General features: G+C 63.0%; 20 protein-coding genes. 10 read left to right on the top strand and 10 right to left on the bottom strand.

Going from position 1 to position 25,719, the window contains the following annotated elements; genetic code table 11:
* Window positions 1-106: 106 nt before the first annotated feature.
* The 4 genes from KI243_RS26615 to lon all read right to left on the bottom strand — a co-directional run bounded on the left by KI243_RS26615 (window position 107) and on the right by lon (window position 4,600).
* Window positions 107-523, bottom strand: coding sequence for a hypothetical protein (locus KI243_RS26615; protein ID WP_177084313.1), 417 nt, complete (start codon window positions 521-523; stop codon window positions 107-109).
* Window positions 524-702: 179 nt separating this feature from the next.
* Entirely contained in the window at window positions 703-1,359 is a 657-nt protein-coding gene (locus KI243_RS26610; RefSeq protein WP_017123734.1) for a lysoplasmalogenase, read from the bottom strand.
* A gap of 1 nt (window position 1,360) precedes the next feature.
* Window positions 1,361-1,753: a protease inhibitor I42 family protein gene (locus tag KI243_RS26605; RefSeq protein ID WP_017123735.1), complete on the bottom strand. Its 393-nt coding sequence runs from the start codon at window positions 1,751-1,753 to the stop codon at window positions 1,361-1,363.
* A 414-nt stretch (window positions 1,754-2,167) separates the two neighbouring features.
* Window positions 2,168-4,600, bottom strand: a complete 2,433-nt coding sequence (lon, locus tag KI243_RS26600; protein WP_017123903.1) for an endopeptidase La — start codon at window positions 4,598-4,600, stop codon at window positions 2,168-2,170.
* A 296-nt stretch (window positions 4,601-4,896) separates the two neighbouring features.
* Here lon and KI243_RS26595 point away from each other — a divergent pair, with 296 nt between their 5' ends.
* The 6 genes from KI243_RS26595 (at window position 4,897) to KI243_RS26570 (ending at window position 10,718) form a co-directional block, all read left to right on the top strand.
* The gene (locus KI243_RS26595) at window positions 4,897-5,586 is read left to right on the top strand and encodes a methylamine utilization protein (RefSeq protein WP_017123902.1); all 690 of its coding nucleotides are present in this window, start codon (window positions 4,897-4,899) and stop codon (window positions 5,584-5,586) included.
* On the top strand, window positions 5,570-7,927 hold the full coding sequence (locus tag KI243_RS26590; protein ID WP_103032808.1) for an EAL domain-containing protein: 2,358 nt from the start codon (window positions 5,570-5,572) through the stop codon (window positions 7,925-7,927). The genes KI243_RS26595 and KI243_RS26590 overlap by 17 nt, the downstream gene beginning before the upstream one ends.
* 5 nt (window positions 7,928-7,932) lie before the next feature.
* Complete coding sequence (locus KI243_RS26585) at window positions 7,933-8,799, top strand: DUF3034 family protein (protein ID WP_017123901.1); 867 nt, start codon at window positions 7,933-7,935, stop codon at window positions 8,797-8,799.
* Window positions 8,799-9,221: a group 1 truncated hemoglobin gene (locus tag KI243_RS26580; protein ID WP_212810075.1), complete on the top strand. Its 423-nt coding sequence runs from the start codon at window positions 8,799-8,801 to the stop codon at window positions 9,219-9,221. Before KI243_RS26585 ends, KI243_RS26580 begins: the two co-directional genes overlap by 1 nt.
* Before the next feature lie 465 nt (window positions 9,222-9,686).
* Window positions 9,687-10,325, top strand: a complete 639-nt coding sequence (locus tag KI243_RS26575; protein WP_212810074.1) for a Pr6Pr family membrane protein — start codon at window positions 9,687-9,689, stop codon at window positions 10,323-10,325.
* A 192-nt stretch (window positions 10,326-10,517) separates the two neighbouring features.
* Complete coding sequence (locus KI243_RS26570) at window positions 10,518-10,718, top strand: hypothetical protein (protein ID WP_177109014.1); 201 nt, start codon at window positions 10,518-10,520, stop codon at window positions 10,716-10,718.
* Between the two features lie 132 nt (window positions 10,719-10,850).
* On the opposite strand, the gene KI243_RS26565 is transcribed toward KI243_RS26570, so the two are convergent.
* Complete coding sequence (locus tag KI243_RS26565) at window positions 10,851-13,313, bottom strand: glucose/quinate/shikimate family membrane-bound PQQ-dependent dehydrogenase (protein WP_177146431.1); 2,463 nt, start codon at window positions 13,311-13,313, stop codon at window positions 10,851-10,853.
* Window positions 13,314-13,847: 534 nt separating this feature from the next.
* Entirely contained in the window at window positions 13,848-15,872 is a 2,025-nt protein-coding gene (locus KI243_RS26560; RefSeq protein ID WP_212810073.1) for a TonB-dependent receptor, read from the bottom strand.
* A gap of 291 nt (window positions 15,873-16,163) precedes the next feature.
* Between KI243_RS26560 and KI243_RS26555 the strand changes: the two genes are divergently transcribed.
* Entirely contained in the window at window positions 16,164-16,388 is a 225-nt protein-coding gene (locus tag KI243_RS26555) for a VF530 family protein (protein ID WP_017126370.1), read from the top strand.
* 24 nt (window positions 16,389-16,412) lie between these two features.
* Window positions 16,413-17,063 (top strand): Pr6Pr family membrane protein, encoded by a 651-nt coding sequence (locus KI243_RS26550; protein ID WP_212810072.1) that lies wholly within the window; start codon window positions 16,413-16,415, stop codon window positions 17,061-17,063.
* Between the two features lie 152 nt (window positions 17,064-17,215).
* Here the strand turns inward: KI243_RS26550 and KI243_RS26545 are convergent, their stop codons facing one another.
* Both KI243_RS26545 and KI243_RS26540 read right to left on the bottom strand, forming a co-directional pair.
* Complete coding sequence (locus KI243_RS26545; RefSeq protein WP_212810071.1) at window positions 17,216-17,998, bottom strand: siderophore-interacting protein; 783 nt, start codon at window positions 17,996-17,998, stop codon at window positions 17,216-17,218.
* Entirely contained in the window at window positions 17,995-18,576 is a 582-nt protein-coding gene (locus tag KI243_RS26540) for a PadR family transcriptional regulator (protein WP_177084337.1), read from the bottom strand. Before KI243_RS26540 ends, KI243_RS26545 begins: the two co-directional genes overlap by 4 nt.
* Window positions 18,577-18,841: 265 nt before the next feature.
* Here KI243_RS26540 and KI243_RS26535 point away from each other — a divergent pair, with 265 nt between their 5' ends.
* A complete protein-coding gene (locus KI243_RS26535; protein WP_042935332.1) occupies window positions 18,842-19,363 on the top strand; it encodes a C40 family peptidase in 522 nt (173 codons plus the stop codon).
* Window positions 19,364-19,457: 94 nt separating this feature from the next.
* Here the strand turns inward: KI243_RS26535 and KI243_RS26530 are convergent, their stop codons facing one another.
* The gene (locus KI243_RS26530) at window positions 19,458-22,565 is read right to left on the bottom strand and encodes a transglycosylase domain-containing protein (protein WP_178989750.1); all 3,108 of its coding nucleotides are present in this window, start codon (window positions 22,563-22,565) and stop codon (window positions 19,458-19,460) included.
* Window positions 22,566-22,958: 393 nt separating this feature from the next.
* On the opposite strand from KI243_RS26530, the gene KI243_RS26525 reads away from it, so the two are divergent.
* On the top strand, window positions 22,959-24,380 hold the full coding sequence (locus KI243_RS26525; protein ID WP_177084341.1) for an amino acid permease: 1,422 nt from the start codon (window positions 22,959-22,961) through the stop codon (window positions 24,378-24,380).
* A 70-nt stretch (window positions 24,381-24,450) separates the two neighbouring features.
* Here the strand turns inward: KI243_RS26525 and KI243_RS26520 are convergent, their stop codons facing one another.
* A complete protein-coding gene (locus KI243_RS26520; protein ID WP_212810070.1) occupies window positions 24,451-25,587 on the bottom strand; it encodes an OpgC domain-containing protein in 1,137 nt (378 codons plus the stop codon).
* Between the last annotated feature and the right edge of the window lie 132 nt (window positions 25,588-25,719).

The raw sequence follows: 25,719 nt of genomic DNA, 5'->3' as shown, positions 1-25,719 counted from the left end.
TTGGCGCCGGGATGCGCGGTTTGTCGGATAAAGCGCTGCCGTGGACGTCGTCACCTTGAATCGACCACTTCCACGTCAAACCACAAGTGGTCGATGCCCTGCCTGACTAGTGCCGATGCCTGCGTACCAGGGTGATACCGTGAAGGTCGAAATCACCCTTGACCCGGAGTTCGTCGCCGCTCACCAGTTCGTATGCCAGAATCTCGACCTGGCCCCTGTAGTGATCGGCATCACGATCAAAATTGACGGTCACCGTGCCGCTATCGGTGACATACCAGCCCGATGCCGAGGCGATGGCGCCCAGTCGCGTGAGTTCAGGGTCGACATTAAAGGTATAGGTGCCGTTTTGGACGTCAGGCAGCAAGCCGATCAGAATGGTTCGTACGGGGCTGTTCTCGCTTTCCTGTATGCCGCTTATCTCGATGGTGTGGTGCAGTGTCAGATAGAGCAGGTCTGCGTTGAAGTTTGCAACACCGTTAACCGTCGCGGTGAAGGTGCCAGTGGTTGCCTTGTAGGTATTCATGATCCAGTCCCTCAGTCGCCTGCATACCCAATCGTCTGCAGGATGAGCTCAAGCATATGAGCCGTGGACAAGGGCGATCTACTGTCAGAAATGACAGGTTCCTAGACGTTTTCTCGATATAGGGCTCGCGGTATCGACTATAAGACGCGGCTACTTTAAGGCGCGGCTACTTTCGGCGTTCATGGCAAATGTACTGTCGCACGTCGGGACGCGACTGAGAAAGCCGAGGCCGTGATTCCCCACTGGCCCAGCCAGTAGGTGATGATCAGCAAGTAGGGCGCGGCTTCGAATGCCACCACGAACCGGTTGATCCCGATCAGCGTATCGGAAAACACAAACGATACTGCGCCCGCCGCCGCCAGCAGCGCCGAGCGTCTGGGCACCTCGCTGCCCAAGCGGGCCAGGGCCCGCCACAGCATGGCACTGATCACCAGGGCATAGATCACCACCGGCACCAGCAATGGGCCCAGGCCATGGGCGATCAGGATGCTCAACAAGCTTGCACCGGCTATCAGGGCCAGCACCAGGGCGACAAGCGCCGGGCGGCGGCAATCGCTGAAATAGGCTTTCAGGTAGCTCAGGTGAGCGCACAGGAAAGCGCCGAGGCCGAAAATGAAGAGATCGCCGGGCCACGCCAGCAGCACATCCCCCACCAGGGAAAAAATCAGTCCCAGGCTGATCCAGCGCCGGTAATCGGTTGGCTGGGCATCATGCAGCCAGCCCAGCAGTGCCAGTACCGGAAGGGGTTTGACCAACAGGCACAGCAGGGTTGCGTGGGTGCTCAGGCCGTAGAGAAAGGTTCCCGCGCCCATCAGGGCGAGAATCAGCCAGGGCATGTCAGTTCACCACGATCGGGCAGTCGAAGCTTTGCACGGGCGGGACTTCCGGTTCCCAGGGCTGCTGATAGGTCAGGCGCAGACGCCCGGTGCCGGCGGCGAAGGCCTGGAAGCGCCAGGTCGATTGCCCGGCGGCGCCGATCACATCACTGTTCTGCGGATTGCGATAGACCTCCGGTCCCAGGCTTTTCAGCACGCCACCGGCGGAGTCCTGGATGGCCCAGCGATAACCGGTGGTGGGATTGCTCGGCAGGCTGAGGATCATGTTCTGCCCGGTCTTGAGCTGCATCGGGCATTCACGCTGGTTTTCCACCGTGACGTTCTGGCGGGGTTGCTGCGCGCAGGCGGTCAGTAGCACAAGGCTTGACGCAAGCATCAGGCGAATCGGGGTCATAGTGTCTCCAATCATTACAGCGATGACGGAGCATAACCCAAGATTCGCCCGCTGCCATTGCCTCGGGCATCTGATCGTTCCCACGCTCTGCGTGGGAATGCCTCACTGGACGCTCTGCGTCCGCTCCCGGTTTGTGACGCGGAGCGTCACGGGCTGCGCACCCACGCGGAGCGTGGGAGCGATCATCGGCTCCAAGTTTCGCACCGATACCTGAGCGTTCCCACGCTCTGCGTGGGAATGCCTCACTAGACGCTCTGCGTCCGCTCCCGGTTTGTGACGCGGAGCGTCACGGGCTGCGCACCCACGCGGAGCATGGGAGCGATCATCGGCTCCAAGTTTCGCACCGATACCTGATCGTTCCCACGCTCTGCGTGGGAATGTCTCACTGGACGCTCTGCGTCCGCTTTGCCGCCCTCAGAACAATACCTTCGCCACATCGGCGAAACGCTTGGCGAAATGCACGGTGATGCCTTCCTTCAGGTAGTCCGGCAATTCCTCGAAGTTGCCCCGGTTCGGTTCCGGCAGGATCAGTTCGTGAATCTTCTGCCGACGCGCCGCGATCACTTTCTCGCGCACGCCGCCAATCGGCAGTACGTGCCCGGTCAGGGTCAGTTCGCCGGTCATGGCCACGCCTTTCTTCGGCGGCTGGTTGCGGGCCAGGGAGAGCAGGGCGCTGGCCATGGTCACCCCGGCACTCGGGCCATCCTTCGGCGTGGCGCCTTCCGGCACGTGCAGGTGGACAAAGGCCTCGTCGAAGAACCGCGGATCACCCCCGAACTGCTTGAGGTTGGAACTGACGTAGCTGTAGGCGATCTCCGCCGACTCCTTCATCACCTCGCCCAACTGCCCGGTCAGCTTGAAGCCGCGATTGAGGGTATGGATCCGCGTCGCTTCGATCGGCAGGGTCGCGCCGCCCATGCTGGTCCAGGCCAGGCCGGTGATCACACCGGTGCCGCTCAGCACCTGCTCGTTGCGGAACACCGGCATGCCGAGGGACGCTTCGAGGTCCTTGTTGCCGATCTTGATCGTGCTGTCCGGCGCATCCAGCAGCTTGACCACCGACTTGCGCACCAGCTTGCCCAGCTGTTTTTCCAGCTGGCGCACGCCGGCTTCGCGGGCATAACCGTCGATCACTGCGCGCAGGGCGCTGTCGCTGATGGACAGGCTGCTTTTCGCCACGCCGGCCTTCTCCAGCTGCTTGGGCCACAGGTGGCGCTTGGCGATCGCCAGTTTTTCCTCGGTGATATAGCCCGACAGGCGAATCACTTCCATGCGGTCCAGCAACGGGCCGGGAATCGAGTCCAGGGTGTTGGCGGTGCAGACGAACAGCACTTTCGACAGGTCCAGGCGCAGGTCCAGGTAATGGTCGAGGAAGTCGACGTTCTGTTCCGGATCGAGGGTTTCCAGCAGCGCCGAGGCCGGGTCGCCCTGGAAGCTCTGGCCCATCTTGTCGATCTCGTCGAGCATGATCACCGGGTTCATCACTTCGACGTCCTTCAGCGCCTGCACCAGCTTGCCCGGCTGGGCACCGATATAGGTGCGGCGATGGCCCTTGATCTCGGCCTCGTCGCGCATGCCGCCGACGCTGAAACGGTAGAACGGTCGGCCGAGGGATTCGGCGATGGATTTGCCGACGCTGGTCTTGCCCACGCCCGGCGGCCCCACCAGCAACACGATGGAACCGCTGATCTCGCCCTTGTAGGCGCCGACCGCGAGGAATTCGAGAATCCGCGACTTGATGTCATCCAGGCCGGCATGGTGCTGATCGAGGATCTTGCGCGCATGCTTGAGGTCGAGCTTGTCTTCGCCGTACACGCCCCAGGGCACGGACGTCGCCCATTCCAGGTAGTTGCGGGTGACGGCGTATTCCGGCGAGCCGGTCTCGAGGATCGATAGCTTGGCCATTTCCTCGGTGATGCGCTTCTGCGCCTGGGACGGCAGGACCTTGCCCTGCAAGCGCTGCTCGAACTGTTCGATATCGGCGCTGCGGTCGTCCTTGGTCAGGCCCAGCTCCTGCTGGATGACCTTGAGCTGTTCCTTGAGGAAGAACTCACGCTGGTGCTCGCCGATCTTGCGGTTCACCTCGGCGGAGATTTCCTTCTGCAGGCGCGCGACCTCGACTTCCTTGCGCAGCATCGGCAGGACTTTTTCCATGCGCTTGAGCATCGGCACGCAATCGAGCACTTCCTGCAACTCGTTACCGGTAGCGGAAGTCAGGGCGGCGGCGAAGTCGGTCAGCGGCGACGGGTCGTTGGGGCTGAAGCGGTTGAGGTAGTTCTTCAGTTCTTCGCTGTACAGCGGATTGAGCGGCAGCAGTTCCTTGATCGCATTGATCAGCGCCATGCCGTAGGCCTTGACCTCGTCGGTCGGCTCGCTCGGCTGGTGCGGGTATTCGACTTCCACCAGGTACGGCGGGCGGTGGTGCTTGAGCCAGGTGCGGATACGCACGCGGGTCAGGCCCTGGGCGACGAACTGCAATTTGCCGCCATCGCGGCTGGCATGGTGAACCTTCACCAGGGTGCCGTACTCCGGCAGGCTCTTGGTGTCGAAATGGCGGGTGTCTTCGGTCGGCGTATCGACGAAGAACAGGGCCAGGGAGTGATGCTCGGACTTGCTCACCAGTTCCAGGGTTTCGGCCCAGGGTTCTTCGTTGACGATGACCGGCAGGACCTGCGCCGGGAAGAACGGACGGTTGTGGATCGGGATGATATAGACCTTGTCCGGCAGGTTCTGTCCCGGCAGGGCCAGGCCGGTACCGACGCTCGCATGGGTGTCGGAGCTGCCTTCGGGGCGCTCGGCGTCGGCCTGTTGGGTCGGATGATCGGGGAATTCTTGCTGGTTGCTCATGGGGCACCTGCACAGTTGAGTATGCAAGTTAGATGGGGCGAGCCCACGGTGGTTTCAATGGCCTGGGGCTATAGCTTTGTTCAATCCGGCCGATAGTCGAGGGAGAGACTTGTACATGTCTGTTTTTAATGTAGAACTTTTTCCCGGGTAACGGTCGTTCGTCGGGTCGGTTCAAATAGTGGCTAAAGGCCGCATTTGTTACGTGATCTTCTGCGCGGCGCCCGGTAATCTGCACCGCAGAACCCTTTGCCAAGGCAGGCCATCCTTAACCCTACGAACTCATGAGTAGTTGCTGCATGGCCCGCCCGACCTCGTTGCTTGGATTGTTTCTATGTGTTGCCGGTTTGCTGTCGAGCGGCCTGAGCCAGGCCGCCGGCTTCCAGGCCGAGATGGTCGATCAGCAGGGCAAGCCCCTGGTGGGCGCCGTGGTGACCTTGCAGGGCAACGCCACCGCCGCCACCTATCCCCTCAAGGCCGACATGGACCAGCGCGACAAGCAGTTCGCGCCCCATGTCCTGGCGGTGCACACCGGCACCCAGATCAGGTTTCCCAACAGCGACAACATCCGCCACCAGGTCTATTCGTTCTCGCAGCCCAAGCGCTTCGAGCTGCGCCTCTATGAAGGCACGCCGTCGGACCCGGTGCTGTTCGACAAACCGGGGATCGTCGTGCTGGGTTGCAACATCCATGACTGGATGCTTGGTTATGTCTATGTCACCGATGAGCCCTGGTTCGCGGTCAGCGATGAGAAGGGCCGGATCGCCTTCGACAAGCTGCCGGCCGGCCATTACCGCGTGACGCTCTGGCACCCTCAGGTGACGGATATGCAGCCGCAACCGGGAGGCGAAATCGAAGTGCCGGCCACGGGCCTGAAGCAGCGCTTGAGCCTGACGATCCAACCACTGTCGCCAGATGCTCCGTCGGCGCCAGCTCCGAGTGCCTTTGGCGATGCCTTCAATAAAGCTCTCAGTGAAACTGCGCAGTAGTTTCCAGGCACGGGTCGCCTGTGTCCTGATCCTGCTGTTGCTGGTGGTCGTCGGCGCGCTGTACTTCAGCGTCAAGGTGGCCACCAACGACGCGGTGCGCAGCCAGGCACGCGAGCAACTGGACGTGGGCGCGCGGGTCTTCGAACGCCTGCTGGATGTGCAGAGCCGGCGCCTGGGCGACGGCGTGCAACTGCTGGCGGCCGACTTCGGCTTTCGCGACGCGGTGTCCAGCGGCGATTCGGCGACCATCCGCTCGGTGCTGATCAACCACGGCAAGCGCATCAACGCCAGCGACATGATCCTGCTGAGCATGGACGGCAAGGTCCTCGCCAGTACCCTGGCGGACCAGCCCGACGGCACGCCGTTCCGTTATGAGCAGGCCCTGCGCGAGGCGCGCCGCAACAAGCAGGCGACCTTGATCGTGCCGTTGCAGGGCAAGCCGCACCTGCTGGTGGAAGCCCCCGTGCTGGCGCCGTTGCCGATCGCCCGGGTGGTGATGGGCTTCTCCATGGACAACGCCTTCGCCTCGGAACTGCGCTCGCTGACCAACCTCGAAGTGTCGTTCCTCACCGTCGATCACCAGCAGCCCGGGGAACTGGTCAGCACCCAGCCGGGCTCCCTGGCGTCGAGCATTGTCCGGTTGATGCTCGAGGCCTCCCAGGGGCGCCAGTTGCAGATGACCGAGCATCTCAACCAGAGCTTCCTGAGCCAGTCGCTGATGCTCGCCAGCAGTACCGCGAGCAGCGACAGCCAGGTCATCGCGCTGCTGCAAAGTCCGCTGGATGCGGCCATGCAGGCCTTCGCCCCGCTGGATCAGAAAATCCTCCTGATCGCGTTGATCTCGCTGCTGGCCTCGCTGGCCGGGGCGCTGTTGCTCGCCCGCAGTGTGTCGCAGCCGGTGCGCTCGCTGGCGCAAGCGGCCGAGCGGATCGGCCAGGGCGACTACCAGACGCCGCTGGCGTTGCAACGCAGTGACGAACTGGGTCTGCTGGCGACGGCCTTCAATTCCATGCAGAGCGAGATTGCCGAGCGCGAGCAGGAGTTGGCGCACAACGCCCTGCATGACCGCCTGACCGGCCTGCCCAACCGGGCGCTGGCGATGGAACGCCTGGGCAGTGCGATAGCTGCCGGTCGTCCCGTGGCCCTGGTCTACCTGGAGATCGACAACCTGCGCTCGGTCGACGATAGCGGCGGACCCGGTGCCGTCGACCTGATGCTGCAGAACGTCAGCCAGCGCCTGCAAGCGGCCTTGCGCCCCGGCGATACCGTTGCCCACCTGATCGCCGGTGAGTTCCTGTTGCTGCTGCAGAATGTCGGCAGCGACGGCGCGGTGGCCACCGCCGACCAGATCCAGCAACTGCTGCTCAAGCCCCAGCGGGTAGCCGGTCACGATATGGCCCTGGATTGCCGGATGGGCATCGCCGCATTTCCTGCCGACGGCCAGGCTCCGGAAGAACTGCTCGGGCGCGCCGCCATCGCCATGAAAGACGCCGAGCAGATGCCCGGACGCCTGCAGATCTACCAACACGGGCGCGACCTGGCCCACCGCCGCCAGATCACCCTGATCCGCGACCTGCGCCATGCCGCGGCCAACGGCGAACTGCTGCTGCATTACCAGCCCAAGCTGGATATTCGCCAGGGCCGCGTGCGCCAGGCCGAAGCCTTGTTGCGCTGGCAGCATCCGCAGTTCGGCATGGTCTCGCCGGCGGAGTTCATCGTGCTGGCCGAACGCACCGGCAGCATCCAGGTGCTGACCCGCTGGGTGATCGAAGAGGGCATGCGCCAACTCGCCGAGTGGAACCTGCGTGGCTTGCGCTTGCAGCTGTCGTTGAACATTTCCGCGGACGACCTGCTCAGCGGCGACCTGGCCGACCGTGTATCGGCGTTGCTCAAGATCTACCGCCTGCCGGCCGAACAACTGATCTTCGAGATCACCGAAAGCGCGGTGATGCGCGAGCCGGAGCAGGCGCTCAAGGTCCTGCACCGCTTGCGCGAGTGCGGCATCAGCCTGTCGGTGGATGACTTCGGCACCGGTTACTCGTCACTGGCGCACTTGAAACGCCTGCCGGTACAGGAACTGAAGATCGACCAGTCCTTCGTGCGCAACCTGGATGAAACCAGCGAGGACGCGGTGATCGTCCGCTCGACCATCGAGATGAGCCACAACCTCGGGCTGAAGGTGGTCGCCGAAGGCGTCGAGTACGCCCACAGCCTGCGCCTGCTGGAGCGTTGGCAGTGCGACACCGCCCAGGGTTACCTGATCAGCCGTCCGCTGACCGCGACGGCCTTCGAGGCCTGGGTTGCCCTACCTTTGAGTTCACCGTCCGTCATGGTTCATTGAGTGATATGAAACGTCGTTTTCCTGCATTGTGCCTGTTGAGTCTTGCCTGTCTCGGTGCGGGCGCCGCCCTGGCCGATAACGGCCGTCTGATCGCCACCGGCGGCGCCAGCAGCCTGGAAGGCGCGGCGGGTGGTGGCATCACACCGTGGGCGGTCCTGACCGGCTACGGCGAGCAGAACGAATGGAGCGCCACGGCGTTCGCCACCACGGTCAATGTCCCGGACTATCGGCTGGATGTGGCCGGGGTCGCGGCGTCCTATGACAACCGCGTGGAAGTGTCCTTCGCCCGCCAGCGTTTCGACCTGGGGTCGCTGGTGCACAAGCTCGACCTGCCCGAGGATCATCTGGGACAGGACATCATCGGCCTCAAGGTGCGCCTGTTCGGTGATCTGATCTACGACCAGTTGCCGCAGGTATCCCTGGGCCTGGAGTACAAGCACCAGACCAACTTCGACATTCCCGAACTGGTGGGCGCCAAGCGTGACCAGGATGTCGAAGGCTACCTGACCGCCAGCCGCCTGTTCATGGGCGCGGCCTTTGGCTACAACGTGCTGGTCAACGGCGGTGTGCGCTACAGCCGGGCCAACGAACTGGGGTTGATGGGCTTTGGCGGCGACCGTCGCGACACCCGTAGCGTGCTCAAGGAAGGTTCGGTGGCGGTGCTGTTCAATCCGCGCTGGGCCATGGGCGTGGAATACCGGCAGAAACCGGACAACCTGTCGTTCGCGGGGGAAAGCGACTGGGCCGACCTGTTTGTCGGCTACTTTCCCAGCAAGCATGTGTCATTGGTGCTGGCCTATGCCCGGCTGGGTGAAATCGCCACCCTGGACAACCAGAACGGCCCTTACCTGTCCGTGCAGGGGAGTTTCTGATGCGTGCCTTGAAACTGCTGGCGATGATTGTCCTGCTGGCCGGTTGTGCCCAGCAGCCGCCCAAGGATGACAGCCTCTATCGCGACCTCGGCGAGCGCGCCGGGATTACCCGCATCGTCGAAGGCACGCTGATCCACATTGCCCGGGATCGAAGAATCGCCGAGCGCTTCCGCAAGATCGATATCCAGCGTCTGCGCGACAAGCTGGTGGAACAGTTCTGCGTCGAGGCGGGCGGGCCTTGTGTGTACACCGGGGATACCATGGCCGAGAGCCACAAGGGCCAGAATGTCAGTCGCAGCGATTTCAATGCGTTGGTGGAAGACTTGATCGCGGCGATGGATGACCAGGGGATCGCGGTACCGGTGCAGAACCGCCTGATTGCGCGGCTGGCACCGATGCGCGGTGAAGTGATCGACCACTAGGTTCTGACGCGGTCAATGTGGTCGCTTGTGCAGTCCATGTGGAAGCTGGCTTGCCAGCGAAGGCGTCCGGGCGGGCGGTGCGGGGTTCAAGGGCCCCTTCGTGGGCAAGCCCACTCCCACAATGAGTACCGCGTCAGGCGCATATCTTGTGCACGCCGCGATCCTTGTGGGAGCTGGCTTGCCAGCGAAGGCGTCAGGGCAGGCGGTGCAGGGCTCCAGGGCCTCTTCGTGGGCAGGCCCACTTCCACAATGACCACCGCGTCAGGCGCACATCTTGTGCACGCCGCGATCCTTGTGGGAGCTGTGTACGAGCGCGGCTGCCGTTGGTCAGGACTGTCATTTCTGACAGTAGAGTCTTGCCTCGCGTTCTTCTAGGGTCCTGTTCTACACACCGCCTGTTCATGAGCGCCCAATCGGTTGCGCGCTTTGCCGTCGCAGGTGCCGCGTAGCCAAGGAGCCAGGGTCATGGGCGATGAAATGGTTGTAACGCAGGACGGACGTGGGATCGCTGTGAAGATTGCGGCACTGCTGGGGTGGTTCGCGTTGCTGCTTCAGCTGTATCTGATCCTGGCTTCGCGCTGGCAGGGCGATAAAAGCCTGCTGGGCGGGGTGGATATCTTCTTCAGCTACTTTACGGTCCTGACCAATATCCTCGTGGCGATCGTGCTGACCTGCGCGGCGACATCGGGGGATTCGGCGCCGCGCCGCTTCTTTCTCAAACCCACTGTCCAGACTGGCGTGGCTGCCGCCATCGTGGTGGTCGGGCTGGCGTACAACCTGCTGTTGCGCGAGACCTGGAGCCCAGAGGGCTTGCAGTGGTGGGCCGATGAATTACTGCACGACGTGATGCCGGTACTGTTTGTGATCTATTGGTGGCTCTGCGTGCCCAAGGGCACATTGCACTGGCGGGATCTCTGGCCGTGGCTGCTCTATCCGTTGGTCTATTTCATCTATGCCCTGGTGCGTGGGCACTTTGTCGGTTCCTACCCCTATCCCTTTATCGAAGTGGACAAACTGGGTTATCCACAGGTGTTTATCAACGCCTTGATGATATTGGTGGGATTCGTGGTGGTGTCACTGGTGCTGATTGCTGTGGACCGCTGACGGGGCAGGCGTTGAACAGCCTGAACCATTCGTCGTTACTGTCATTTCTGACAGGTAGACAGTGGCTTTTCTTTAACCTTGAATAAGGGGCATGGCATTAGGGAAAAGTGCTGCTGTGTAGTCGTTTATTTCAGGGAAGAGAGGGTTGTTAATTAAAGGATAATCACAACCAAATTCATGAGGGACTGTAAAATGAAGATAATTTGGATATTCCCAAAAGAGGAAGGCAAGGAACCCGTTGATGACACCACTGTTGCTACTTGGATGGTTCCAAGTCCCGGTGATGTTGTCAGGTTTGCGGATGGTTCAGCGTATAAAGTCGGTGGAAGGCTGTATGACTATCTTAAGGATAACAGAATGGCTGGAATTCAAATGTTGCTTGTATATCAGTGACTGTCCTTGGGGCCTATTCACAAGTTTTATTATCGAACCAGGTTCTCTGGAGCAGAACTTCGGCTGATAGGATTTTGTTCTTATAAAAAAGCGGCCATTTCCATGGCCGCATTTTTATATATCTGTTCGAAGTTATTCGGACAGTTTGTACGCCAGCACGTAATCGCCCTGTCTGGTCCCCAGCGAACCATGCCCGCCGGCCATGACCAGCACGTACTGCTTGCCGTCCTTGCCGGTGTAGGTCATCGGTGTGGTCTGGGCGCCCGCAGGCAGGCGGCCTTCCCAGAGCTGCTTGCCGTTTTTCACGTCATAGGCGCGCAGGTACTGGTCCAGGGTGCCGCTGAGGAAGGCCACGCCACCGGCGGTGGTGAAGGTCCCGCCCAGGCTCGGTACGCCCATGCTCAGGGGAATCGGTACCGGTGAGCTGTCGCGCACGGTGCCGTTCTTGTGCATCCAGATCGTCTTGTGGGTGGTCAGGTCGACCGCCGCGACATAGCCCCAGGCCGGTGCCTGGCACGGCAGGCCCATCGGCGACAGCAGGGCTTCGAGGATGACGCCATAAGGCGCGCCCTTGTTCGGCTGCACGCCTTCGGTTTCACTCTTGCGCGGGCCCTGGGCGGCGATGTCCGCCGCCGGGATCAGCTTGGAGCGGAAGGCCATGTAGCTCGGGTTGACGAAGGCGATCTGGCGCACCGGATCCGCCGAGATACCGCCCCAGTCGAACACGCCGAAGTTGCCGGGATAGACGATCGAGCCCTGCAGCGATGGCGGGGTGAACGGCCCGTCATAACGCAGCGACTTGAAGTCGATCCGGCAGAGCATCTGGTCGAACGGGGTCACGCCCCACATGTCGCGTTCCTTGAGGGGCGGCGGCATGAAGTTGAGGTCGGACTTCGGTTGCGTCGGCGAGGTGTGGTCGCCGGCGACGGCTCCTTGGGGCACCGGCACTTCGTTGATCGGCACGATCGGCTTGCCGTTGCTGCGGTCCAGCACGTAGATGCTGCCCTGCTTGGTCGAGGCCAGTACGGCGGGTTTCACGCCGTCGGTGGTCTTCAGGTCCATCAGGGTCGGCTGGCCGCCCACGTCCATGTCCCACAGGTCGTGGTGGGTGAACTGGAAGCTCCAGCGCACATGGCCGGTGTCGATATCCAGGGCGGTCAGGCCGGCGCTGAATTTCTCCGAATCCGGGGTGCGGGCGCCACCGAACTGGTCGGGCGTCTGGTTGCCCATCGGCAGGTAGAGCATGCCGAGTTTTTCATCGACGGCGAACATCGACCACATGTTGGGCGAGTTGCGGGTGTAGGTCTTGCCCGGGGCGATCGGAGTGGTGTCGTCCGGGTTGCCGCTGTCCCAGTTCCACACCAGCTTGCCGGTGTGCACGTCGAAGGCACGGATCACGCCGCTGGGTTCGTCGGTGGAGACGTTGTCGGTGACGTGGCCGCCGATCACCACCAGGTTGCGGGTCACGGCCGGTGGCGAGGTCGAGTAGTAGCCGCCCGGGGCGAAGGTGCCGATATTGGCGCCGAGGTCGACCTGGCCCTTGTCGCCGAAGTCTTCGCACATCTTGCCGGTGTCGGCGTTCAGGGCGATCAGGCGGGTGTCGGCGGTTGGCAGGAAGATGCGCCGCGGGCACTGGTTTTCCTGGCCAATGGCGGTCAGTTGGCCGGTCGGCGCGCTGTTGCCATCCACTGACGCAGTGGCGGACGCGGCCGGTGCGGATGAGCTGGCATCGGCGATATAGGCACCGTCATCGTGATACGACACGCCACGGCAGGTCATGTGCGCCCAACCCTTGAAGTTCGCCGCCTTCTGCGTCGAGAGCTTCGGATCGAAACGCCAGATTTCCTTGCCGGTGTCCGGGTCAAGGGCGATCACCTGGCTGTGTGGCGTGCACACGTAGAGCATGCCGTTGACTTTCAGCGGAGTGTTTTCCGCGGTGGTTTCACCCGGATCGTTCGGCCCTGGGATGTCACCGGTCCGATAGGTCCAGGCCGGCACCAGCTTGTGGGCATTCTCTGGAGTGATCTGCGCGAGAGGCGAGTAGCGATCGCCATGGGCACTGCGGCCATAGGAGTTCCAGTCGCCGTCGGCCATGGCCGGGGCGGTGTTGCTCATGCCGGGGACGCCGTCGCGATCCAGCTGGCCCTTGATTTCACCGGGGTGGGTGAACTGGCTGGCCACTGCGGCGGCACCCGCCAGGACCACGGCCACGCCGAGTGCGCCGGTGCCCATCGGCGCCGCGCCACTGTGCAGCAACGGACGACGGAACCACGGCAGCAGCATGACGATACCGAGGGCGAACAGCAGTGCCAGGCGCGGCACCAGTTGCCACCAGTCCAGACCGACTTCCCACAAGGCCCACAGCGTACTGGCGAACAGCACCAGCGCGTAGAGGCCCAGCGCGGCCCGGCGGGCGGCCAGCAGCAGGCCGCCGGTCAGCACCAGGCCGATGCCGGCCAGCAGGTAGTACAGCGAGCCGCCGAGCAGGCTCAGCTTGATCCCTCCGGCCAGCAGGGCCAGGCCCATCAGCAGCAGCACGATGCCGAGCAGGCTGGGCAGCAGACGGCTTCGACTCGAAGCGGGGTCGGTGCTCATAGTGTGGTTTCTCCGTGACGTTATAAGGTGTCCCGCGCTATATCACTGTAGATGACGATCTGGCGCGGGCTTGGTTCAATCGGGTGACGGTCTTCGAGGACGCGGCCAGCTGTGCGGGCGCGCACGGCGGCACGCGGCGTGGCCTGGGCGCAGCTCGGGAAGTCGGGGATAAAACCAGGAACCGGGACGTTTCTTGCGCAAGTCACGCAAGGTGAAACGTTTCAGTCGTTAGCTGGCTAAGGATAAAGCCAAGGTGAGGGGGGAAACAGGGCGTTCCCTGAGATGGATCATTGTGGAATCGGTAATAGTGCGGTTGTGGGAGCGGGCTTGCCCGCGAAGCTTCTGGTGCTCTCACTGGCCTCTTCGCGGGCAAGCCCGCTCCCACAGTCAGATCCCACAGTCAGATCCCACAGTCAGATCCCACAGTCAGATCCCACAGTCAGATCCCACAGTCAGATCCCACAGTCAGATCCCCCAGTCAGCTCCCTCAGGCCGCACAGTCATCTCGCGCGGGCCTGGGGAGCGGTGTGATTCCTAGAACGTGGTGCGCAAGCCGAATTCGACGCTGCGTCCCGGTGCCGGCGCGATGTCGCGCAGGATCGAGCTGGCGTAGCGTACGGTCTGGTTGGTCAGGTTGTCGCCCTTGACGAACGCCAGCCACTGGCTGCTGCCGATATCGAAGTGATAACCGGCGCTGGCACCGAAGGTGGTGTAGCCCGAAGTGCCTGATTCGTTGGCCGGTACCCGGCCCTGTCCCGCCGCGTGCTCGACATCGATGCGCGCCTGCCAGCGCTCCAGTTCCCACAGCAGGCCACTGTTCAGGCGCAGTGGCGCGATACGCGGCAGGGCTTCGCCGGTATCGAGGTTGGTGGCGCGGGTGTAGTCCCCGGACAGTTCCAGGGCAAACTTGCCGTAGGCGCTTTCGCCGAGTTTCCAGTGGTCCTGTGCCTCGAAGCCGGCGAAACGCGCTCGCACGCCCGAGTAGCGGTATTCGGGAATGCCACCGGCATCCTCCTGGCCTTCATCGTTGAGGGTACGACCGCTGCCCAGCAGGCCGATGTAGTTGGAGAAGCGGCTGTAGAACACGCCGAAGCTGCCTTTGTGGGTGCCGTTGTCGAAGCGCAGGGCCAGGTCGCTGGACACGGCCTTTTCCTTCGACAGGTTGGGATCGCCGACTTCATAGGTGCCGGTGGCCACGTGGGCGCCGTTGGCATACAGCTCGTAGAAGGTCGGCGCGCGCTCGGTGTAGCCCAGGGTCGCGGCCAGGGACCACACGGGCGTCAGGGTGTAGACCGCGCCGGAGGAGAGGCTGCCGGCGGTGAAGCTGTTGCTGCGGTCGGCATTGGCGAAACGCTCGTTGCCCTTGCTGTCCGGATCGACCGTGGTGTGTTCCAGGCGCCCACCGAGGCTGAAGGTCAGGCGGTCGCTGGCCTTGAGTTCTTCGAGCAGGAACAGCGCGCCGCTGTTGGTATCGGTCTGCGGGACAAAGGCTTCCTCGCCCAGGGCGGAGAATTCGTTGCGCGTGACCTGGGCGCCGATCACCCCGTTGAACGGCCCGACCGGCAGGTGGCGGGCTTCGACCCTGGCTTCATAACCCTTGTTCTTGAAGATCGTGCCGACTTCGCCGCCTTCGATTTCCCGGTGTTCGTAGTCGGTGTAGCCGGCATCGAGTTTCACCGAACTGAAGGGCCCTTGCAGGTTGCGGATTTCCGAGGCGAAGGCGTAGTGATCCTGCTGCATGCGGATGCGTACATCCTGCTCGGCGGGGGAACCGTAGTTGCTGTCGTAGTTGCTGTAGGACAGGCCGGCATAACCATCGTCCCAGGTGTAGGAACCGCCTACCGCGCCACCGTCCTGGCGTCCGTCGCTGTTGCCCAGGCGACCCTTGCGGCCATCGCCGTCTTCACTGGCCGGGGCATTGCGGCTGCGGGCATAACCGGGAATCCGCAGGTCGTTGAACTCGCGGGCGTTGGCGTCCAGGTGCAAGGCGAAGGTGCCATCGCCGGCTTCCAGCTTGCCGGCACTGCTGCGAGTGGTGTCGGCGCCGCCATAACGCAGTTCACCGGCACCGTGGATGCCATCGATGGGGCTGGTCGGAATACGGTTGTCGAAGGTGTTGACCACCCCGCCGATGGCGCTGCCACCGTAGAGCAGGGCGGCCGGGCCGCGGACGATTTCGATCCGTTCGACATTGACCGGGTCCAGCGGCACCGCGTGGTCATAGGACAGGGCCGAGGCGTCCAGCGCGCCGACGCCGTTGCGCAGCAGGCGGATGCGGTCGCCGTCCTGGCCACGAATGATCGGTCGGCTGGCGCCCGGTCCGAAATAGGACGACGACACGCCCGGTTGTTTGTTCAGGGTTTCGCCGAGACTGCCTTGTTGCTGCAGGGTCAGGTCGTCGCCTTCGAGCACGGTGCTCGGCGAGGCGGTCTGGGCGCTGCCCAGCGGGTTGGCGGTGATGACCTGGGGTTGCAGCTCCAGGGCATGCACCGGGCCGGCCATCAGCAAGGCGGCGGCCAGCGGAGTCAGACGAGTACGCAGGGGAGAGGAGAGAGGCATTGATGTTTCCTTGGCAAGCGAGGTGCAAGGTGCACCTTTGAGTCGAAAGAACAGGCTTGAAACGGCGGGGTTCTGCCGATGAATGGTATTGTGTTGTTATAACGTAACATATTTTATCGATTTGGAAACACTCCCGACGCCAGCGCCCCGTTCTGGCGCTAGACTCAATCCAGAGCGGTTTCTGCGTTATTGCACGGTGCCGGACCCGTATCGTCCGTCGCGGCTCTTCCCCCTGGCGAAGGCCTCGGCTAAGGTGCGCGGCTTGTTCCATTTCCTCACTGAAGGTTCGGCATGACCGAGACACCCAACAATCCGCTGCATGGCGTGACCCTGGAGCAGATCCTCAACGCCCTGGTGGCTCATTACGAGTGGGAAGGCCTGGCCGAACGCATCGATATCCGTTGCTTCAAGAGTGATCCGAGCATCAAGTCGAGCCTGACCTTCCTGCGCAAGACCCCGTGGGCACGGGAAAAGGTCGAGAAGCTGTACGTGAAGTTGATGCGCACCAAGCGCTGAGACCTTGCCGTGGAGTTCAAGGGCATGCCTGACCATAACGCCGCCGGCGCTTGTCCGCGTCTCGCGCTGCAGATCGCGGCGCTGTTGGGCTGGAGCGGCCTGAGCATCCAGTTGTACCTGATCCTGATTGCCCGCTGGCAGGTCGAGGCGAGCCTGCTGGGCGGGCTGCTGACATTCTTCAGTTTCTTTACCGTGCTGACCAACACTCTGGTGGCGGTGGTGCTGACCTGGGAAGTGACGCCGCGGGAGTCGGGCGCCCGGCGGTTCTTTCTCCGGCCTTCGGTGCGTACGGCGATTGTGGCGAATATCGTGGTGGTGGCGCTGGCGTACAACCTGTTGCTGCGCCCCCTGTGGCACCCCCAGGGCTTTCAGTGGCTGGCCGACGAGTTGCTGCACGACCTGATGCCGCTGCTGTTCGTGGTCTATTGGTGGCGCTGCGTGCCGAAGGGCACCTTGCGCTGGTGGCAGGTGCTGCCGTGGATGGTCTACCCGCTGGTGTATTTCGCCTATGTGCTGTTGCGCGGCCACCTGATCGGGACGTACCCCTATCCCTTTGTCGATGTCGACACCCTGGGTTATCCACAGGTGTTCATCAATGCCGGGCAGATCCTGCTGGGGTTTGTGCTGGTGTCGCTGCTGCTGATCGGCGTGGATCGCCGGGTGGGCAGCAGGTAGGGCTGTTGCATCTGGACCGACGCATTCGCGGGCAAGCCCGGCACCTACAGTTTCGTGGTGTCCACTGACCTTGTGTACGACACCCACCCGCAGGTGCAGGGCTTGCCCGCGAAGAGGCCCTTGAGGCTTGCATCAGCCTCTCCGGTGCCGGATCAGTCTTCGGCGCTGTCGTCCAGCTTCCAGTAGCCGACCGCCTTGAGGAATTCCTCGCTCAAGCCATGGGTGCCCAGCAACACCTTGCGCACCTTGCGCGACAGCGCCGCCTCGGTGGCCACCCAGGCGTACAGGCTGCCGGACGGGATGCTCAAGTGTTCGACCGTCTGCAGCAGATCCTGCTCCGGTGCATCGCGCCGTACCCAGATCACTTCTACCTGCGCCGGGCTGTGCAGTGGCTGCTGTTCCGCCGCGTTCTCCACCTCGACCACCACCAGCGCCCGCCGGTTGGCCGCCAGGCCTTCCAGACGCCGGGCGATGGCCGGCAGGGCGGTCTCGTCGCCGATCAGCAGGTAGCTGTCGAAGATATCCGGCACCACCATCGAACCGCGCGGCCCGCCCATGTCCAGGAACTGCCCCGGCGCCGCCTGGGTAGCCCAGGTTGAAGCTGGGCCGTCACCGTGCAGGACGAAATCGATGTCCAGTTCGCCGATGGCCAGGTCAAAGCGCCGTGGCGTGTAGTCGCGCATCGCCGGCAGCGAACCGTTGTCCTTGGCGCCAGGAACCCAGGCATCCAGGGCCGCCTGTTCGGCGGCGTTCTGCGGGAACATCAGTTTCACGTGATCGTCCGTGCCCAGGCTGACAAAACCGGCCAGCTCCGGGCCGCCGAGGGTGATGCGACGCATGCGTGGCGTCAGGTCGACCACGCGCAGCACTTCCAGGCGGCGGCGCTTGATCTCGTGCATGACACGGTGAATCCCTTGTTGATTGACTGCATTCATTCCGGTTTCTCCGAGCAGGATGGCGTGGCTACAGGTCCGTCGACGATGGCTTTGGCGGTGTCGTTGAGCAGGTCGCGCACGCGCAGGATTTCCTCCGCGCTCCAGCGACCGTGATGCAGTTGCAGGGCGTGCCGCAGGTTGTGCACGGCCTCGTGGATTTCCGGCGGACGGTCATGTCCACGCAGGGAACGCTTGCTGACATCGATGCGCATGCGCACGCCATCCAGGGCAATGGCCTGGTCGGCCAGGGACTGGCGTCCGCTGTCGGTCACGCTGTAGCGCTTTTTCCCACCTTCCGCGTCGCCGGTGATCAGCTCGCTTTCTTCCAGGAAGGTCAGGGTCGGATAGATCACGCCGGGGCTCGGGCTGTAGGCGCCGTCGAACATGCCTTCGATCTGGCGGATCAGGTCGTAGCCATGGCAGGGCTGTTCGGCGATCAGCGCCAGCAACAGCAGTTTCAGGTCGCCCGGGGCGAAGACCCGCGGGCCGCGACCGCCGCGCTCGCGGCCGGGACGACGCTCGAAACCGTCATGGCCGTCGCCGAATTCGCGGTGGGGGTGATGGTGATGCTCTCTCATTTTCTCTTTCTCCTGTCTTCGTTAGATATACCTTAAGATATATCTTAGATATCGTGCAAGAAAAACGACGAACGTCATCCCGACCGCGAGAAGAACCCGGGAGTGCCGATCGAGCAGGAGGGCGGTTTGGCCGTGCTACAGGGGAGAGGAGATTTTCGCGTGGTTTCCTAGGATGTTTCCTACGCGAAGCTGAGAAAAGCACTCTGAGCAAGCCCTGGGCCGCTCCGTACCATGCCGCCTGATGTCCACAAAGGCGACGTTTATCATGTCCAGGTCAGTGTTGGTTGTATTGTTATTGATGGTGCTGGGAAGCTTCGGATCAGCCCATGCCACCCTCAAGTCAGCGAAAAATTCTTCGGCCAGGACCACTCAGGTCCCGGCCACCGGTGGGGCCGCGGAGTCGTCCATCGATAATGTCATCGACCGCGCGCACCAGTTGATCGGCACGCCTTATCGTTGGGGCGGCATGTCGGTCAAGGGCTTCGATTGCAGTGGCCTGCTGGTCTATCTGTTCCAGAATGAGGCCGATATCAAGCTGCCACGAACCACGGTGGGGATGCGCCGCTCCAGCGCCAGGACCATCCAGCGCGGCAGCCTGCAGCCCGGCGATGCGGTGTTTTTCAATCGTAATGGCCAGGGCAGCGTGAGCCATGTCGGGCTCTATGTGGGCGGCGGCAAGTTCATCCACTCGCCACGCAGTGGCAAGACCGTGCGCATCGACTCCTTGAGCAACTCCTATTGGAAAAAGAGCTACACCCTGGCCAAGCGCTTTCATTCCGAGAGTTGATGTCACCCTGATTGTAGGAGCCGGCTTGCTGGCGATGGTATCGACGCGGTCTGGCGGAAAAACCGCGTTGTTTGCATCGCCAGCCAGCCGGCTCCTACAAGGGGTGGGCCTGTGCGACGCTGGTGGTGGTACACAAGGTGTTGCTGCCCGCCTGCAGGTAGGGCGTCAGGATCGGGGCCATGCCCTTGAGCACCTGGACCGGCAGGGCCGAGGTGAACTTGAAGGTTTCGGCCGAGCGCCCCGGGACAAAGGCGGTCAGGGTGCCGAAGTGATGGGCGCCGATGTAGAACACGAAAGTCGCCGTACGGTTGATCGATTTCGAACTCAACACCCGGCCGCCGGCGCCGATGGCCTCGATCCGGTTATCCCCGGTGCCGGTCTTGCCGCCCATGGCCAGTGGAGTGCCGTCCGGCTGTTTGAAACTGCCGGACACACGCCGGGCGGTCCCCGCATCCACCACCTGTGAAAGCGCCAGGCGCAGGGCCGTGGCCACCTCCGAGGGCAGCACCCGCTTGCCCTTGCCCGGATCATTGACCAGTTGCGTTTCGTACGGCGTGTTGGCGGCGAAGTGCAGGCTGTCGATGCGCAGTATCGGCATGCGCACGCCGTCGTTGAGAATGATCCCCATCAGTTCGGCCAATGCCGCCGGCCGGTCGCCGGAGCTGCCGATGGCGGTCGCCAGCGACGGTACCAGGTGATCGAAGGGATAGCCGACCTGTTGCCAGCGCTGATGGATATCGAGGAAGGCCTCGATCTCCACCATCACCCGGATCCGGCTGTCGCGGGCGCTCTTGTGCTTGCTCTTGAACAGCCAGCCATAGACTTCCTGGCGTTCGAATTCGCTGGCGGCCACCACCTGGCTGAACTTGGCCTGGGGATTCTTCAGCAGGTAGCCCAGCAACCACAGGTCGAGCGGGTGGACCTTGGCGATATAGCCCTGGTCCGGGAGGTCGTAGGTCCCGGGACCATAACTCTTGTAGAGCTTGGCGAGGCGTTCGTCGGTGACCTTCTCGGTTTTCAGGTGGGCCCGGACAAAGGTGTTGAAGGCCGCCTGCGGGGCCTCCGGCAACAGGTAGCGGTGCACGGCCGCCAGGCGGATCGGTGTCGGATGCATGCTGTCGAGGAAGGTCTCCAGGCGTTCCTGGGAATCCTTGTTCTGGTACTTCTTCCAGAAGCGCAGCATGAAGGCCGTGCCCTCGCGGTCGGCGAAGCGCGCCAGGTATTCCTGGCGACGCGGATTGTCATCGTCCTTGAGCAATTCGGCGCTGTTGTTCGGGCCCTGGTAGGTGCTGTAGCGCACCAGGTCGCGCATCAGCCGGATAAAGGGCAGGTTGATCGATTCGCGCAGGGCCTCGAGCAAGGTCGGGTTGCGGCCATTGTCTTCGTTGCGGAAGTTGTGGAAGTGATGCAGGCCGCCGCCGGTGAAGAAGCTTTCGCCGGGGCTTGCCGAATACTGCCGGTTGAGCGCCGCCTCGAGCATTTTCGGCAGGTCGCGGTCGCTGTTCTGCGCCAGGTAGTCCACGGCCCAGCGGGTGATCCGGTCCTGGTCGTTGATCTCGACTTTCTTCAGCGCCGCCGGGGTCTGGTCGCCGTAGCGATCATGCAGCTCGGCGATGATCTGCAGGTAGGTGGTCAGGACCCGCAACTTGGCGGTGGAGCCCAGTTCCAGCTTGCTGCCCTCGTTGATATCGAACGGCTGGTCGGTGCTGTCGGTCTGTACCCGCACCCGATAGCTGTCCGGGGTCAGTTCGAACAGGGTGAAGCTGTAGCGCACCTGCTGGGTGCTGCTGGCGGTCAGCAGGCGCTCGCCCAGCAGGCCGATGGAATTGGCGAACTCCGGGTTCGCCAGGCGGCGCAGGTAGTCGCTGACCTGGCCTTGCAGGTCCGATTGCAAGGTACTGGTGGCCGACAGGTCGAGACGGTCGAGGTCGTACAGGGGGCGGTTGAGCATCGCCGCCAGGCGGCTGCGGGCGACGCTGATACCCTTGTTCGACTCCACCGGCTGGATCGTCGGCTCCTGCAGCCAGTCGCGATAGCTGACCTTGCTCGCCAGCGCGGCGGCAGCCAGCGGCGCGTCGATCACGCCATTCTGGGCCAGCAGGCGCAGGTGGCTGTCGGTCAGGTCGGCCAGTTCATCGCGGCCCCGTGCCAGGTAGTGCGATGGCCGCCGCTGGGCGATCATCAGCGACAGCACCTCGCGCAGCGCCAGCCCGCGTTTGGCCAGGCTCTGCGGATCGCTGGCGGTGCTGCTCAACTGCGCGTTGACCTGGGCGAAATCCGCGCCATACCAGACCCGCAGGCCTTCGGCCATGCCATGCACTTCACCGTGACCGGGCACCGCCGACAGGGGCACGCTGTTGAGGTAGTCACGCACCACGTTCTGCCGCACCTGCAGGGTCTGCGGTCCGTCCTGGTAGGCGCGCACGCTGGCGGAAATCATCTGGCGGATCTTCTCGCTGCCGGACAGGGTCAGGCCATCCGGCGAGTGCCGGTACTTCTCCAACTGGGTCGCCAGGGTACTGCCGCCGGCGGTCTGGCCGCCGACATGCAGGACCTTGGCGATCTGCGACAGCACCGCCTTGCCGAAACGCGGCCAGTCCACGGCAGGGTTGGCCATGGGTTGCGCGGGGTCGAGCAGATCGCGGTTTTCGATGAACAGCAGGCTGTTGACCACCAGCGGCGGAATGGCCGCGAAGCTGGCATAGAGCTGTTGTGGATAGTTGTACTGGTAGAGGTCGGCGCCCCGGCAGTCGGTGATCGACAGGCCGGCCTGGATCTTCTCTGCATAGGGTACGAAGAAGCCGGCCTTGCTGTAGTCGAGCAGGGCGGGGGAGAAGCGCGCCTGCGCCTCGATCAGGTAGCCGCGTTTGGCCAGCCGGGTGAGAAAAGTCCCCAGGTCGCTGTAGCCCAGGCGTTTGTCGAAGGGGCCTTCGCCGGGATACAGCAATGAATCGCTGGGACCCGAGGCGAGTGAGTAACCCAGGTCGCCGGCAAAACGGCTGAATTCCCGGGCCTGGAGTTTCGACGTGCGCATCTCGCGGGACGCGGCGACGCCGAGCAGAATCAGGGCGATCAACACCACCAGCCAGAACAGGCGCCACCAGGGCCTGCGTCTGCGGGGTTTTTTCGGTAAAGGCGCCTCATCCGAACTGTTGGTTGGCACCACAGTCTTGGTCGAATCGGAGTTCCATTGAGCACCCATAGTCGATTCATCCATTCACGCAGATTGATCGCACTTGCCTGAAGCTTAGACGCTGCCAGAAGGCCAGGAAAATTTTGTGAGGGCGGTCAGGTATTTCCGACCGGTAACGGTTTTTCGGCGCAGATACGTCGGGAACACGACGTCAGGCGTATGGCCGGGCCAAGGGCTGACAAGCCTGGGATAGAGCCCCGCGCAGAGTAGGAACGGTCCGGGCGGGAGGCATGACGCTGCACCATTGTTGTGCAATACTCGCCGGCCCGCTGATCCTGCAGGTCTGCCCTGCGGGACGGCTGCGCTCACGAAGCGCAGCCGGCATCCGGGAGTCCGGGCCTACCCGTCCGTCGCTCCTTTGCCCGGTGGTTCATATCCAATAACAAGACGAGGTTGTCCCCCATGCCCGTTGGCACCCCCCTGCCCCCTGGCGAGACCGCTCAAGGCGGCCCGCTCAAACGCGAACTCGGTGAGCGGCATATCCGCCTGATGGCGCTCGGCGCCTGTATCGGCGTCGGCCTGTTCCTCGGCTCCGCCAAGGCCATCGAAATGGCCGGTCCGGCGATCATGCTGTCCTACATCATCGGTGGCCTGGCGATCCTGGTGATCATGCGCGCCCTCGGCGAAATGGCCGTGCACAATCCGGTCGCCGGCTCCTTCAGCCGCTATGCCCAGGACTATCTCGGCCCGCTGGCGGGCTTTCTCACCGGCTGGAACTACTGGTTCCTGTGGCTGGTGACCTGCGTCGCGGAAATCACCGCGGTCGCGGTATACATGGGCGTCTGGTTCCCCGATGTGCCACGCTGGATCTGGGCTCTGGCGGCACTGGTCAGCATGGGCACGATCAACCTGATCGCGGTGAAGGCCTTTGGCGAATTCGAGTTCTGGTTCGCCTTGATCAAGATCGTCACCATCATCGCCATGGTCATCGGCGGCGTGGGCGTGATTGCCTTCGGCTTCGGCAACGATGGCGTGGCCCTGGGCATTTCCAACCTGTGGAGCAATGGCGGCTTCATGCCCAACGGCATCAGTGGTGTGCTGATGTCCCTGCAGATGGTGATGTTCGCCTACCTGGGCGTGGAGATGATCGGCCTGACCGCCGGCGAGGCCCGCAACCCGCAGAAGACCATTCCGAATGCAATCGGCTCGGTGTTCTGGCGCATCCTGCTGTTCTACGTCGGCGCGCTGTTCGTGATCCTGTCGATCTACCCCTGGAACGCCATCGGCACCCAGGGCAGCCCATTCGTGATGACCTTCGAACGCCTGGGGATCAAGACCGCTGCGGGCATCATCAACTTCGTGGTGATTACCGCCGCGTTGTCCTCCTGCAACGGTGGCATCTTCAGCACCGGGCGCATGCTCTACAGCCTGGCGCAGAACGGCCAGGCGCCGGCGAGCTTCGCCAAGACCTCGAGCAACGGCGTGCCACGCCGCGCATTGTTGCTGTCCATCGGTGCCTTGCTGCTGGGCGTGCTGCTCAACTACCTGGTGCCGGAGAAAGTCTTTGTCTGGGTGACGTCCATCGCCACTTTCGGCGCGATCTGGACCTGGGTGATGATCCTGCTGGCACAACTGAAGTTCCGCCGTGGCCTGACGGCGGCGCAGCGTGCCGGCCTGCAGTACCGCATGTGGTTGTACCCGGTCAGTTCCTACCTGGCGCTGGCGTTCCTGGTGCTGGTGGTCGGCCTGATGGCGTACTTCCCGGACACGCGCGTCGCGCTGTATATCGGCCCGGCGTTCCTGGTGCTGCTGACGCTGCTGTTCCATGTGTTCAAGCTGCAACCGAACAGCGTATCGGCCGGTGCCACCCACTCGGCCTCGTAAACGCCGGATCGCGATGAAAAAGCCCGCAGGCGAGTGATCGGCTGCGGGCTTTTTTACGGGTGTCGTCGTTCTACGCTGTCGCTGTCCGAGCCGGTTGTTCCAGGCGCTGGCCAAGGCGCTTGTTGAAATCCAGCCACGCCCCCAGCAATGCCATCAGCCCGGCACCGACCAGGGCGGTGAATATCTGCATGGCGAAGGCATCGTCGGCCATGGCATTGATCATGTCCGCCAGCGGTGCCAGCAACACGCCCAGGCAGAAGACTTCCAGCGAGTAACGCCCCATGCGGCAGGTCTGGCGGGCCAGCCAGTTGTCTGTCCAGTTGCCCCTGGGCAGCAACTTCGCGGTGACATAGGCCAGCGCCAGGAAGTGCAGCAGGCGTACCGGCGACAGATCGGTCTTGCTGATGGGGTAGATCAGCTCGCTCAGCGTCGCCGGAACCAGGGCATCGTGGACCTGTGGCCATCGCCAGGCAATGGTGAGCACGGCGCACACCAGCACATAGAGGGCCGCCACCATGAACAGTGGCTGGCGCGACAGCCCCAGCGGCTGCACGGGCTTGGGTTGCTGCGCGTGAATCGCCGCCGCGCCGCCGAGCACGAACAGCAACTGCCAGGTGACCGGATTGAAGTACCACACGCCGTCGGCAATCGCCGCCAGATTCCAGCCCAGCCTTGGCGCGAGCAGGTACAGCGTCAGCGACACCAGCACCACCAGCCAGGTCTTGCGCAGCAGCAGGGGCAACACCAGCGGCAGGCCACCCAGCAGCACGATATACAGAGGAAGCGGGTCCATCAGGTTCGGTTTGAAACGCAGCAGCAGTTCATCCACCAGGGCCTGTTGCGGGTGGGTGACGAAGTGGGTCAGGCCCATTTCCTGGACCAGGTCACGGGTTTCCACGTGGCTGTTGGCGAAGAACACGATGCCCATCAGCATCGCCAGCAGGAAGATATGCACCACATACAACACCCAGGTGCGGCGCAGGATTTTCAAGGTGGCGAACCAGTAACCGTCGCGTTGCAGGATTTTGCCGTAGGCAAGAATCGCCGCGTAGCCGGCGAGGAACACGAAGACCTCCGCCGCATCGCTGAAACCGATGTTGCGCAGGGTGATCTGGCCGAGTGGATTGTGGGGCACGTGATCCCAGAAAATGAAGATCAGCGCCAGTCCCCGAAAAAAGTCGATGCGCGGGTCGCGTCCGTTCAGCATGGCAGCGGGCTCTGTGGGCGAATGTTGAATATGACCGGTGCGGCTGTCAGAAATTGCACACCACAGGTCGGCGGCGCGCAGGGTGGCGTGATTTTCCGTTAATTGCAAAAGTGGGCTATTACCAAATGTCAC

It is taken from the genome of Pseudomonas sp. Ost2 (assembly GCF_018326065.1).
Taxonomy (GTDB): Bacteria; Pseudomonadota; Gammaproteobacteria; order Pseudomonadales; family Pseudomonadaceae; genus Aquipseudomonas; species Aquipseudomonas gingeri.
The sequence above is the reverse complement of the archived record's forward strand: the minus strand, read 5'-3'. Positions and strand labels throughout refer to the sequence as shown.